Source organism: Streptomyces xanthophaeus, from assembly GCF_030440515.1.
In the GTDB taxonomy this organism is placed as follows: Bacteria; Actinomycetota; Actinomycetes; order Streptomycetales; family Streptomycetaceae; genus Streptomyces; species Streptomyces kutzneri.
Genome location: NZ_CP076543.1, coordinates 32686 through 45513 on the forward strand (window position 1 = coordinate 32686; position 12828 = coordinate 45513).

The following is a 12828-nucleotide window of genomic DNA, read 5'->3' on the forward strand; positions in this document are numbered from 1 at the left end:
CTGTCGTGGTGCTGCGGGCCGGTCGGGCGGGGCGGGCGGGTCATCGCGGGCGTCCGTCCCGGTAGACCTCCAGGGCGAGTTCGACGGCCCGGACGGGTGCGGCCTGGCCGCCGGGGGCGGGCAGTGCCTCCTCCAGGACGACGCCGTCGGTGTGCCGGGACAGCCATTTGGCCAGGCAGCGCAGGTGGAGGGCGTTGCCGAGGTCCGCGAGGTGCGGTTTGGGGCGGGTCAGGCGGCTGAGGAAGTCCTCGGCGGCCCGGCCGGTGGGGGTGCCGGCGGCCGGGTGGAGGAAGACCTGTTCGGGCAGGCCGAGGCGGGCGCGCCAGTCGGCGGTGGCGGCTGTGGGGACCCGGTGGGGGTGGGTGTCGGCGGTGAGGTCGGCGCGCAGGGCGGCCACCACGGCGGGCGGCAGCAGCCAGCGGCGGCGCTGGAGGACCACGTGGCGGTGGCGGAGCCGGGAGCTGACGGTGACCCGGCCGCCGGGTGCGTCCAGGGTCCGGCGGGGGGCGAGGGGCCGGAAGTCGACGGCGCCGGCCGGGTGGTCGGCGAGGTGGGGGGCGATGCGGGCGGGCAGCAGCACGGGGGCGAGGAAGCCGGGGTAGAGCACGTCGAGCGGTTCGCCGGTGGTCCGCAGGTGGATGCGGACCTGGTCGGTGGCTTCGTCGTGGACGAGTTCGAGGTCGGCCTCGGCGATGGGGGTGCGGGTGCGGTCGGTACCGATCTCGTCGGGGACGAGGAGGGGGTGGAGGTTGGCGTTGAAGCCTCCGACGGGGCGGATCTGGGCGGGGCGGGCTCCGGGTCCCAGGCCGCGCCGGATCTGCCGGGACACCTCGGCGGTGGCGCTCGGGTCGAGGGAGTCCAGGAAGCGGCTGGTGAAGCGGCCCCATCCGCCGTAGACGTGGTTGACGGCCAGCAGCCCGGCGGCGGGGTCGCGCTGGAGGAAGTAGGTGTAGCTGAGGGGGCGTTCGAGGGCCGGGGCGGGGAGCCGTTCCCCGAGGGTCCTGAGGGTGTCCGCGGGCAGGACCGCCTCGTCGGCGTGAGCGGGGTCGTGGCGGCCCGGGGGGCCGTCGGGCTCGCGCAGGGCGGCGGCGATCTCCGCGCGCAGCCGGGCCAGCGGTTCGGTCGCGCTGGGGAACGCGTCGCGGTCGGCGGGGTCGAGGAGGGCGATCCGTCCGGCGGACTCCCAGGCGGCGGTGACGTCGGCGCCGAACTCCCAGGGGTGTGCGCAGCGTCCGCCGGGGCCGTAGCGCTCGACGAAGCGGTCGCGCAGGGCGCGGCGGACGAGGTGGCCGAGGTCGAAGAGTTCGGCGAGGGCGGTGACCTCGGCGAGGGCCTGGTGGTCGGCGGCGCCGAGGAAGCCGTCGAGTGCCAGCGGGCGGGGGGCGATCACATCCTCGGACAGGACGGTCAGCGGGGCGGAGCCGGTGGGGACGGGCCGGCCGGCGGCGGCCAGCTCGGCGGTCCAGCGCTGGGTGAGGGTGGTGAGCAGGCCGGGGCGGTCGGCGGCCGGGGCGGCGGCGAACCGGGCGGTCAGCGAGCCGAGTTCGGCGATCCGGTCGGCGCGGCGGGCGTCTTCGGGGTGGCCGGGCGCGAAGGAGCGTACCCAGGCGTCGAGGCGTTGCAGGGGGTCGGGGTCCTGCGGGGCGACGGGGTGCTGCGGGACCAGCAGGTCCGCGCGGGTGAGCTGGTCGAGGAAGGCGGCGACCGCGGCCCGTCCACCGCCGCCGTCCCCGTCGGCCTGGCTGGCCCCGTCGGGCCCGTCGTCCTGGCCGGCCGGGCAGAGCGCCGCGGCCAGGTGCCGTGTCAGGTCCGGGAGGGGTACGGGGTTCTCGGCGAGGCCGGTGAGCAGGCGCAGCGGTCCGCCGGAGGCCACCTCGGCCTCGTCCTCGCCGGGCACGAGGTAGCGGCCGCCGGCGAAGGAGGGCCGGTCGCGGGTGTAGGCGGTGCGCGGGCCGGCGGTCCGTGCGGTGCTGGTGATGCGGTGGGGAAGGGTGGTGCGCCGGTGCGGCGCGTCGAGGAGGGCGAGGGTCAGGGCGGTGGTCAGGGTGCGGTTGGCCCGTACGACGGACCGCAGGGGGCCGTCGAGGACGGGTGCGGCGCCCCAGGAGGTCACCGGGCGGGCCAGGCCGCCGTCCAGGTCTCCGGCCAGGCCGCTGTCCAGTGGGCCCCATCCGACCGCCGTGAACCAGGACAGCGGGCTGGTCTTGGTGCTGGCCCGCAGGGCGTAGCGCAGCACGGTGGGTTCCTCCTTGCGGGCGCGGCGGTCGGCCGTGCCGGTGGCGGCACGGTTCATGGCGCGCAGCAGGTCGGCGCTGGTCAGGGCGGTGGCCTTGGCGAGGGCGGGTTCGCGGCACAGGGCGGCGAGCAGGGCGCGTTCGGCGTCGAGGGCGGGGCCGCAGGCCGCGTCGAGGGCGGTGAGGAGGGTGTCGCGGTCGGCGCGCAGGGCGAGCCAGGCCGCGAGCCGGGGCAGGCGCTCGGGCAGGTCGCCGAGGCGGGCGAGCAGGGCGGGGCGGGGTTCACGGTGGTTGTGCAGGGCTCTGCGCAGGGGCAGGACGGTGCCGCGGTGGAAGTCCGGGGGGTGGCCGTCGCGGGCGGCGTACAGGTCGTCGCAGAGCGGTGCGGCGGTCAGGGCCAGTTCGGTGTCGAGCCGGTGGAGGCGGGTCAGCAGGTCCCGGAAGGCGGCCGCGGCGGGGGGCTGGGCGGGGTGGGCGAGGACGGTGGTGCGGACCAGCGCGTAGGGCGCGGACCGTACCCGGTAGCCGTCGGTGCCGGGGGCGGAGTGCGGCTGCGGCTGCGGCATGGGTTCCCGTCCTGTGGGTGGGGGCGGCGCGCGGCTTCCCGCCGCGCGCGTGGGCGCGGCGGGAAGCGTCTGGCGAGCGGTCCTACGGTGGTGCGGTGGCGCTGTGGTGCGGTGGTGCGGTGGTGTTCCCCGGTTACAGGGGCAGTTCGGGCAGCTGCGGGTGGGCGCAGGAGGACGAGCCGCAGGAACAGGAGCTGCCGCCGTTGGACGCGCCTCCCTCGGGCAGCGCGACCGTGTCCCGCATGGAGGTCACGGTGAGTTCACCGAGGTCGAGGTCGTCGAGGTCGAAACCGGCGGACTGTGTGGCGTCGTTCATGGGTTGCCTCTCGTGTAGGGGGGGTCAGACCTCGAGGGCGGTGACGTTCTGCGGCTGGGCGCAGGACGACGACCCCTGGCAGGAGCAGGAGCCCCAGGACGCCCCGCCCTCGGGCAGCGCGGCGGTGTCCCGCATCGAGGTGACGGTGAGGTCGCCGAGGTCGAGCTCCAGGTCGTGGAGTTCGGTCTCGGGGGTGTGTGCGGTGTCGGACATAGCTGTCTCCCGGGATGTGGAAGGGGAAAGCCGAAAGTGCACTGATGCCGGTCGGCCGGACCGTCGGGAGAGTATTGCGATGCCGTCCGGACGGCGGCAAGTGCCTGAGGGTTATGTTCGCCGTCCGTCCAAGTCCGGTTCTGATCGGTGATGTCTCCGTCGGCCGGAACCGGCCGCGGGGTATTCCGGCCGCCTCCCCGGCATTCGGTCCGCTCCCCCGCTATTTCACGGGGCCGGCCGAAGTCTGATGGAATGGTGGAATCCGTATTTCCCGGCGGGTTTGCGGAATGCGCGGGGTGCGGGCCGTCCGCGCCGGATGCCGTGCACCGGTGCGGCAGGCGGCCTCCGGCGGGGCGGAAAGCGGTGGCCCGCGGGTCCGGACCGCCCCGGTGGACATCCGGCCGCGCGGAGGCGACCGGCGCGGTACCGGAATCCCCGCCCCCTCTTTTCCCGCGGGCGTTTTCCCGTCACACGGCACAGGGGGCGGCGGCCGTTTCCCGCCATTCTGGAAAAACCCCCGACCGGATCCATTCGTCATACATTTATCGCGTGCCAGCATGTGGCGGGTGAGATGAGCCGTCCGATTCGGACACCGACATGACGGAGTGTTTTCTTGACCCCTTACCTCGAACATGGCAGCGGCCCGCGGATGCTCCTGGCGCTGCTCTCGGCCCTGTGCGCGGTCGTCGCCGCCACCGCGCTCGGTACGGCCCCGGCGGCGGCGGCCGACCAGCGTCACCCGGTCTACGCCATCGCGCACCGCGTCGACACCCTGGACGGTGTGGACGCCGCGCTCAGGCATGGTGCCAACAGCATCGAGATAGACGTCTGCGCGTGGTGGAACCCGAACGAATGGCGGGCCTATCACGACTGTTCCTCGGCCGGTGACAACCGGCTGGGCCCCGGCTTCGACAGCATGATCGACCGCATCCTCTCCCACGCGGGCCAGGGGCGCAGGCTGTCGCTGGTCTGGCTGGACATCAAGGACCCGAACTACTGCGGGGAGCGGGAGAACCGCGGGTGCAGCGTCGCCGGGCTGCGTGACAAGGCGCAGCGGCTGACGGCTGCCGGGATCCAGGTGCTCTACGGGTTCTACGAGTACCACGGCGGCAGCACCCCGGACGTCGGGGGCCGGGGCTGGAAGAGCCTGGAAGGCAGGCTCGGCGCCCTGGAGGGCATCACGACGACCGGGACCCGCGACCGGGTCCGGGGCGCGTTCGACCGGTCCGGTTCCGGATTCCCGGCCGGCCGCCGGGTGATGGACTACGGCGACAGCGACATCACCAAGGGGTTCGGCAACTGCACGGAAGCCACGTACTACACGTGCGCGGAACTGAAGAAGGGCGCCGCGGACCGTGACGCCGGACAGCTCGCGGCCACACTGTCCTGGACGACCACCTACAACGATCCCTGGTACGTCGACAAACTGCTGGGCGACGGGCGGGTGGACGGCATCATCGCGGGCTACGGGGCCTTCACCGGAGTGCGCGAGTACGACGACAGCTGGCAGTGCGCCAACTCCGTCGGTCTCATCCGTGACTGGGTGAACCGGCACGGCGGCACCCATCGCATGGCCGCACCCGGTGACCGCCTGTTCCGGTAGGGGGCGGGACGGGTACGGGGGCGGGCGTGACGTACTGCGGTCCGGGTCGTTGAACCGGTAGGTCAGCGAAGTGCGCGAAGGCCCCGGGTCGATGCCGGGGCCTTCGCGGTGTCCGCGGGCAGGGGCCGGCGGGGCCGGGGCGGGGTGTCAGGTGCGGCCGTGCGGGGCGATCGCGAGCATCGCGACGTCGTCGTGGAGGTGGGGGGTGTGGCGGGGGAGGTCGGTGTTGAGGAAGTCGACGACGTCGGCGGGACCGGGTGCCGGGCGGCCTTCGAAGCGGTGGCGGAGCCGTTCCACGAGCGGGTAGAAGGCGCCGCCGGTGTCACGGGCCTCCACCAGTCCGTCCGTGACCAGCAGCAGTACGTCGCCCCGGGTGAACCGGTGGCTGCACGGCACCGGCCGCTCCGCCGCGGCCAGGCGGCCCAGCCCGAGCGGCAGCGCAGGCGGGCCCTGAAGCGTGCGGACCTCGCCGCGGGAGATCAGTACCGGCTCCACGTGCCCGTGGTTGGTCACCGTCACCCGGTGCGCCAGGCTGTCGTACTCGATGAGCACGGCGGTCGCGAACAGTTCGGGATCCCGGATCTCCTCGGCCTCGCGGACCAGGCCGCGTTCCAGCCGGGCGGCGATGGCCGGCAGGTCCGGCGCCTCGTAGGCGGCCTCACGGAAGGTGCCGAGGATCGCCGCGACCGTGCGGACCGCCGGGAGCCCTTTGCCGCGTACGTCGCCGATGATGGCGCGCTCCCCGGTCCGGGTGGCACGGATGTCGAAGAGGTCGCCGCCCACCATGGTCCCCGCCTCGCTCGGCCGGTACAGGCCGGCCGCGAGCACGTTCCCGACCTGGTGCGGCACCGGGCGCAGCAGGGCCCGCATCAGGGCCTCGGCGACGGAGTTGGCGTGGACGAGGTGGCGTTCTTGGCTGCGGCGGTGCGCGGCGAGGGCGGTGGCGAGGATGCCGACGACGGCGGTGGCGATGTCGGCGGTGACGTGGTGGGTCTCGCCCAGGTGGTGGGAGACCGCGGCGAGGGAGCCTTCCAGGAGGATCGCCAGGACGGTGAGCGCGGCCACGACGGCGGGGCCGTAGGCGTAGGCGGCGATGGCGGGCAGGGCGACGAGGAAGAGGCTCACCGCCCATTCCTCCTGCTGGGCGGTTTCCAGGAGGAGGACGAAGGCCACGTAGACGAAGGGCAGCCACCGTGTCCAGGCCGGCGGCGTGGCCGGCCGGAAGCCGTCGTCGGTGGTGGCCGTGAGGGAGACGTCCGGGCGGGTGCGTCTCACCGCCCGCCCCCGGGCGCCGTGCGGAGGGCCGCGCACCCACGGGAGCTGTGCACACGGGCCTCCTGACCTGAGCGTGATCGACTGTCACAGCGTGAGGAGGAAGCCGGGCCGAAGCTGCGATTACGCCGAACGCGGCATGTTGCCCGGTGGCCGGCGGGGGTGCGTGCGGGGGCTGTCCGCCGCCGCCCGCCGTGCCCGCGCCCGCGCCGTCGCCGGGGGCACGGGCCCGGGGCGGACCCGGCGCTGTGCCCGGCAGACCTGGCGGGGACCAGGAAGCTGCCGGGCCGCCGGGCCGGGCGGCCCGGGTAGGCCGGTGGGCCGGGCGGCCGGGCGGCCCGGTGGGCCGGGCGGGCCGGGTGGGCCGGGCGGGCCGGTGGGCCGGGTGGGCCGGTGGGCCGGGCGGGCCGGTGGGCCGGGTGGGCCGGGCGGGCCGGTGGGCCGGGTGGGCCGGGCGGGCCGGTGGGCCGGGTGGGCCGGGTGGGCCGAACTTGGCCTGCCGGGGCGCCTGGTCGGCCGTTTCCCCTCGGGCCGGCCCGGAGTCCCCCGCCGGGCGGACGCCGTGGGGCTACTCGGCCCGCAGTGCGGCCAGGCGTTGTTCGAACGGCACCGTGCGGAAGCCGTTCGCCCGGTCCGTCGATGTGATCGCCCCGGTCGGCGAACGGGGTGCGAGCGCGGCGGCGGTGTCGGGGTCCGGGGCGGGGGCGGTGTGCGGGGCGGCGGGGTTCATGGCGTGTGCCAGTTCCGTGCCCGCGCGGGTGATCCGCCGGGCCAGGCCCTGCTCGCCCCAGTCCTGCGAGGCCGCGTACACGGCGGTGGGCTGGACCTGTGCGCGCAGGTAGGTGAACAGCGGGCGCAGGGCGTGTTCGGTGACCAGGCTGTGCCGGGCCGTGCCGCCGGTCGCGCCGAGGAGGACCGGTGTGCCGGTGAGGGCGTCCTTGTCGATGAGGTCGAAGAACGACTTGAACAGGCCGCTGTAGGAGGCCGCGAAGACCGGTGTCACGGCGATCAGGCCGTCCGCGGCCGCCACCGTGTCGAGTGCGGCGGCCAGCCGGGCGGGCGGGAATCCGGTGACGAGGTGCTGGGCGATCTCCGTCGCCAGTTCCCGCACTTCTATGACCTGGGGTTCGGCGTCCAGGTGGCCGAGTGCCGCGGCCGTGAGCCGGTCGGCGAGCAGGCGTGTGGAGGAGGGCGAGCTCAGCCCTGCCGATACGACGGCGAGTTTCATGCCTGTGTCTCCTGCTCCGGGGCCGGGCGGGCGGCGGCCACGCGGGCCTGGTGGGTCGGCGCGTCCGGTACGCCTGTGGGGCGCAGGTTCGCGAACTCCTTGCGCAGGACGGGTACGACCTCTTCGCCGAGGAGGTCGAGCTGTTCCAGGACGGTCTTCAGGGGCAGGCCCGCGTGGTCCATCAGGAACAGCTGGCGCTGGTAGTCGCCGGCGTAGTCGCGGAAGGACAGGGTGCGTTCGATGACCTGCTGGGGCGAGCCGACGGTCAGCGGTGTCTGGGAGGTGAACTCCTCCAGGGACGGGCCGTGGCCGTAGACGGGCGCGTTGTCGAAGTAGGGGCGGAACTCGCGTACCGCGTCCTGGGAGTTCTTGCGCATGAAGACCTGGCCGCCGAGTCCGACGATGGCCTGTTCGGGGGTGCCGTGCCCGTAGTGGGCGTAGCGCTCCCGGTAGAGGCTGACCATCTGCCGGGTGTGGGAGGCGGGCCAGAAGATGTTGTTGTGGAAGAAGCCGTCGCCGTAGTAGGCGGCCTGCTCGGCGATCTCCGGGGAGCGGATGGAGCCGTGCCATACGAAGGGCGCGACGCCGTCCAGGGGGCGCGGGGTGGAGGTGAAGGACTGCAGCGGGGTGCGGAACTTGCCCTTCCAGGTGACGGTGTCCTCGTCCCACAGGCGGCGCAGCAGGGCGTAGTTCTCGATGGCGAGGTCGATGCCGTCGCGGATGTCCTTGCCGAACCAGGGGTAGACCGGTCCGGTGTTGCCGCGGCCCATCATGACGTCGACGCGGCCGTCCGCGACGTGCTGGAGCATCGCGAAGTCCTCGGCGATCTTCACCGGGTCGTTGGTGGTGATCAGCGTCGTCGAGGTGGACAGGATCAGGTTCTCGGTGCGTGCGGCGATGTAGCCGAGCATCGTCGTCGGCGAGGAGGGGACGAACGGCGGGTTGTGGTGCTCGCCGGTGGCGAAGACGTCGAGGCCGACCTCCTCGGCCTTCTGCGCGATGGCGAGCATCGCCTTGATGCGCTCGTGCTCGCCGGGCACGCGTCCGGTCGTCGGGTCGGCCGTGACGTCACCGACGGTGAAGATCCCGAACTGCATGGCTGCCCATCCCCTTCCAAGATTGTTGACTGTTCAACCATACTCGGAAACGGGGGGTGCGGCCGCGGTATTCCCGGCGGCGGGTACGGGACCGCCCCCGCCGCACCCGGCCGCGGGGGCCGGGCACTGCGGGGGCGGGGAGGCGGACACCCGGGGCGCCCGGGCGCGGGCGGCCGGGGGCCTGGGGCCTGGGCGGCCTGGGGCCTGGGGCCTGGGGCCTGGGGGTGTCAGGCCTGGCAGAGGCCGCGGGCGTAGTCGTACGTCGCGGTGGCCTGGGAGTAGCGCCACTGCGGGTCGAGCAGGTCGCTCTTGACCTGCCCGGCCGCGGCCGGGCTCTCGACGACGTACCCGAAGTCCTGGAGCCAGGACGGGTACAGGTTCTTGGAGCCGATGTAGAAGGCCGATCCGTCGACCGAGACCAGCTTGTGGTGCTGGGCGTAGGGCTTGCCGTCCGCCCAGGTGGGCCGGTCGGACGCGCGGAACGTGGCCAGCTGGAGGTTCTCGCACATGGCCGTGCGCGCCCGGCCGCCGTCGCCGGTCAGGGCCGTCAGGCGGCCGCGCAGGGCGTCGCTCACCTCAGAGAGGGACTTGATCTGCGAGTAGCCGCCGCTGCCGATCGTGCCGCGGTTGGCCGGGTCGCTGACGACGATGCGGACCTTCACGCCGGAGGCGAGTTTCGCGGCGAGGGCGTCGTAGAGGCGTATGTCGTAGCGGGGCAGCGGCGGGCAGGTGGCGTGCACGTCCTGCTGGGAGATCTCGATGTGCGAGGCCGCGCTGGAGACCAGGGCGCGCAGGGCGCTCTCCTCCGGGTTGACGGTGTCGTAGTCCCGGTCGGCGTTGGTGTTGTCGTGCACCCCGATGCCGCACCTGGTGTCGCCGGCCGTGGGCAGGACGGGGCGGAAGGAGGAGGCGGGATCGCTCTGGCGGATGCCCACGCCGAGGCCGCCGACGGCGAGCGCGGGCACGTCCCCGCCGCCCGCCGGGGCGGCCGGGCGGGGCAGGGAGGGCATGCAGTCCGCGCCGGGCGAGGCGGCGAACCAGACCGAGGCCCAGTTGCTCTTGTTGCGGCAGGTCCAGTCCCACAGGGAGTCCAGGTAGCGGCCCGCGGAGCCGGCGGCGGGCCCGGTCAGCGCGAGGTCGACGTCGGCGACCGGGTGGGCGGTCTCCAGGTAGTCGTCCTTCCAGCTGTTGATGCCGCCGGTGATCACCGAAGTGCCGTCCACGACGACCAGCTTGGAGTGGTTCCAGGAGAACGCGGTCTTGGAGGTGGTCATCGAGGCCACGTTGAGGGTGATGCTGCCCGCGGCGGCCGGGCCCAGCTTCGCGAGCAGCTCGTCGCGGTAGGACGAGGGGATCACCGTGGAGTGGTAGATGGGCGCGGCGCCCACCAGGACGCGCACCTTGAGCCGGCCGCCCTTGCCGGCGGCCTCCTTCAGGCCCGCGACGATCGCCTCCTGGTAGCCGCCGTTGGGGAAGGGCGCCAGCGTCGATATGTCCACCGTTTCCCGGGCGCCGGCGATGTCCTGGCGCATCTTGTCCAGGAGGCGGCGCGATCCGGGCCGGTCGGCGCAGGCGGCGTCGCCCCAGCAGCCGGGGGTCTGCAGCAGCCAGTCGGCGCCCCCGGGGACGGAGGAGCCGAGCCGGTTGCCGGCGGTGCGCTCCCACACCGAGCCCTCCAGGCCCGGCGAGACCTGGCGCAGGGTCTGCTCGACCGAGTCCAGGTGCGGTGTGGGTGCGTCCGCGGCGGACGCGGGGGCGGCGGCGAGGAGGGAGAGGCCGAGTGCGAGGGCCGTGGCGGGGACGAGGGCCGCCGCGGCGACGGTGCGTGCCAATGTGGTTCCTTGACTGGGGTGGGGGTGGCTCCGGCCGGGAGCGTGGCCGGCCACACCCCGACCTTGATCAACTCGCGTAAGTTACCAGCACGTAGCCCCCTGTTCACCCGCCCCGGGCGAGTTCCGGCCACCCGTGCCGGACCGCCCGCCGCACGGGACCGGGAGCCTCTGCCGGGAGGGACCGGGAGGGCCGACCGGGACCGGGATCCGGGGGGGGCCGGGAGCCTCTGCCGGGCGGGACCGGGAGGGCCGACCGGGACCGGGATCCGGGGGGGGTGTCGGCCGGGCCCGGGATCCGGGGGGCGGCCGGGCCCGGGATCCGGGGGGCGGCCGGGACCGGGATCCGGGGGGTGGCTGGGAGTGTCCTCGCGGGCGGCTCCGCCCGGTGGCGGGGCCGTCCCCTTCCGGCTCGCTGCGGGGGTTGTCCGGGCGGTCTCGTAGCCTGGGCCCATGAGCAGCACCGCTGAGCCGGAAGCCGTCCCGGAAGAGGCCCTTGGGCTATACCTGCCGGTCATCGACGCGATGATCGCGCAGCCCTTCCCGGCGGCGGGCTTCGAGGACGCCACCGGTTACGGGGGCCCGGACCATCGCGTCCGTGTGCTGCGCGCGAGCGAGGACTTCTGGGACGACGCGTACCACCGGGCCCTGAACCGGGCCGACGCGCAGATGAGCGCCGTCCTCGGCGCTCTGGCCGCGGCCCTCACGGTGCGCTGGGGTGATCCGCTCACCGTGGACCTGGGGTCGTACCTGGAGGCCGGCTTCGACGGGAGGCGGGCCCCGGAGCCGGTCGAGAGCCTCTCCCAGAGCGCCTGCAGCATGCAGGTGTGGACCGTCCCGGGCAGCGGCCGCTGGATCGGCCTCACCGTCGGGCAGCACGACACGGAACTCCCGCTCGAACTCATGGCCGTGGCCGGCCGCACCCCCCTGCCCGCCTTGAGCGCCGACGGCGCGGGCTGAGCGCGAAGCCGCGTACGGGCCCCGCCGCAGGGGGTGCGGACGGGGCCGGGGCCGGGGTCGGGGTCGGGGGGCGGGGGCGGGGTCCGTACGGCCGTCCGGCCGGGCCGGTGGCCGTACGGACCCGGTGTGGGCTCCTCAGGAGGCGGCCAGGGCCTCCAGGGCGGGGACCGTTTCGGCCGGGGTCGGCAGGGCCGCGTTCTCCGCCCGCAGGCGGGTGGCGGCCTCGCGCAGGGCCGGGTCGGCGGTGAGGCGGGCCAGGAGCGGGGCGTCGACGTCGTCGGAGGCGGAGCGCAGGGCGGCGCCGGTGGCGGTCAGGGCGGCGGCGTTGGCGAAGTGGTCGGCGCCCTGGGGCAGCAGGAGCTGGGGCAGGCCGGCCTGCAGGGCGGTGAGCAGGGTGCCGGAGCCGCCGTGGTGGACCAGTGCGTCGGAGGCGGTCAGCAGCTCGGCGAGCGGGACCCAGGGCAGCGGGCGGACGTTGTCCGGGAGGGTGCCGAGCGGGCCGAGGTCGGCATCGCCGACGGCGAGCAGGAACTCGGCGTCCACCGACGCGGCGGCCTCGATCAGGCGGACGATGGCGCGGACGCCGTCCAGCTCGGTGAGCACGGTGCCCAGGGTGATGGCGACCCGCGGACGGCTTGCGCGCCGGAGCAGTCCGGCGGGGACGGTGCCGCCGCCGTTGTAGGGGAGGTAGCGCACGCGCAGGCCGCCCGGGTCGCCGCCGAGCGAGGCGGGGACGATGTTCAGGGCGGTGGGCTCGGCCGGGGCGTCCACCCCGTACGTCCCGTACGCCTCGGTGAAGTTGGCGGCGAGCCGGGCGACCATGTCCAGGCCCGAGGTGACGCCGAAGTTGTGGACCACCGACGGGATCCCCAGTTTGGCCGCGACCAGCGGGGCCGACGCCTGGAAGGAGTCGTAGACCAGCAGGTCGGGGCGCCAGCTTTCGGCGGCCTCCAGCAGACCGTCCACGGTGGAGCGGGAGACGAGCGCGAAACCGTGGGCCGCCCGGTCCAGGATCTGGTCGGTGGTCATGTCCGGTGCGACGTAGCGCACTTCCTCGTCCGTGGACTGCTCGAAGACGTCCCGGATGCTGCGGCCGTCGCCTATCTCGACGATCGGGAAACCGGCCTCGCGGAGCTGGCCCAGGGGCTGCGAGCCCGCGAACAGCACCTCGTGGCCGGCGGCACGCAAGGCCTGGGCGGTCGGGATCATCGGGAAGAGGTGGCCGGCTGCCGCCGGTCCGGTGAAGAGTATGCGCACGGTTTCTCCTTGCCATCGAATCTGCCGGCCGGGACCGATCGTGCGGGCCCGGCCGGCCCGGTTCCCTCCGGTGAACCGACGCGCACACACGCTGCGTTCCCCCCGGAGGATCGATAACCGGACGTTCTCGGGCACGCCTGTCCGGGAAGAGTGCAATGTGCTCCCGGGCCGCCGCCGCACCGGAAGGAGCGGGGCCGGGCCGGGGGTTGGGGGCGGGCCGGAAGAAGCGGGGGCAGACCGGGGGGCGGGGCGG

Annotated in this window: 10 protein-coding genes; 2 read left to right on the forward strand and 8 right to left on the reverse strand. The window is 74.5% G+C overall.

Going from position 1 to position 12828, the window contains the following annotated elements; genetic code table 11:
• Window positions 1-40: 40 nt before the first annotated feature.
• From KO717_RS00135 to KO717_RS00145, 3 genes are all read right to left on the reverse strand, one after another.
• Window positions 41-2800, reverse strand: a complete 2760-nt coding sequence (locus tag KO717_RS00135) for a lantibiotic dehydratase (RefSeq protein WP_301363639.1) — start codon at window positions 2798-2800, stop codon at window positions 41-43.
• A 133-nt stretch (window positions 2801-2933) separates the two neighbouring features.
• Window positions 2934-3116: a thiazolylpeptide-type bacteriocin gene (locus tag KO717_RS00140; protein WP_030774781.1), complete on the reverse strand. Its 183-nt coding sequence runs from the start codon at window positions 3114-3116 to the stop codon at window positions 2934-2936.
• A gap of 24 nt (window positions 3117-3140) precedes the next feature.
• The gene (locus KO717_RS00145; RefSeq protein WP_301363640.1) at window positions 3141-3329 is read right to left on the reverse strand and encodes a thiazolylpeptide-type bacteriocin; all 189 of its coding nucleotides are present in this window, start codon (window positions 3327-3329) and stop codon (window positions 3141-3143) included.
• A 613-nt stretch (window positions 3330-3942) separates the two neighbouring features.
• On the opposite strand from KO717_RS00145, the gene KO717_RS00150 reads away from it, so the two are divergent.
• Complete coding sequence (locus KO717_RS00150; RefSeq protein WP_301363641.1) at window positions 3943-4932, forward strand: phospholipase; 990 nt, start codon at window positions 3943-3945, stop codon at window positions 4930-4932.
• A 147-nt stretch (window positions 4933-5079) separates the two neighbouring features.
• On the opposite strand, the gene KO717_RS00155 is transcribed toward KO717_RS00150, so the two are convergent.
• From KO717_RS00155 to KO717_RS00170, 4 genes are all read right to left on the reverse strand, one after another.
• A complete protein-coding gene (locus tag KO717_RS00155; protein ID WP_301363642.1) occupies window positions 5080-6207 on the reverse strand; it encodes a PP2C family protein-serine/threonine phosphatase in 1128 nt (375 codons plus the stop codon).
• A 565-nt stretch (window positions 6208-6772) separates the two neighbouring features.
• Complete coding sequence (locus KO717_RS00160) at window positions 6773-7432, reverse strand: CE1759 family FMN reductase (RefSeq protein WP_301363643.1); 660 nt, start codon at window positions 7430-7432, stop codon at window positions 6773-6775.
• Entirely contained in the window at window positions 7429-8529 is a 1101-nt protein-coding gene (locus tag KO717_RS00165) for an LLM class flavin-dependent oxidoreductase (RefSeq protein WP_301363644.1), read from the reverse strand. Before KO717_RS00165 ends, KO717_RS00160 begins: the two co-directional genes overlap by 4 nt.
• A gap of 227 nt (window positions 8530-8756) precedes the next feature.
• Window positions 8757-10361: a phospholipase D-like domain-containing protein gene (locus KO717_RS00170; protein ID WP_301363645.1), complete on the reverse strand. Its 1605-nt coding sequence runs from the start codon at window positions 10359-10361 to the stop codon at window positions 8757-8759.
• Between the two features lie 450 nt (window positions 10362-10811).
• Between KO717_RS00170 and KO717_RS00175 the strand changes: the two genes are divergently transcribed.
• A complete protein-coding gene (locus KO717_RS00175) occupies window positions 10812-11318 on the forward strand; it encodes a hypothetical protein (protein ID WP_301363646.1) in 507 nt (168 codons plus the stop codon).
• 135 nt (window positions 11319-11453) lie between these two features.
• Here KO717_RS00175 and KO717_RS00180 read toward each other — a convergent pair whose 3' ends face one another.
• A complete protein-coding gene (locus KO717_RS00180) occupies window positions 11454-12575 on the reverse strand; it encodes a glycosyltransferase (protein ID WP_301363647.1) in 1122 nt (373 codons plus the stop codon).
• Between the last annotated feature and the right edge of the window lie 253 nt (window positions 12576-12828).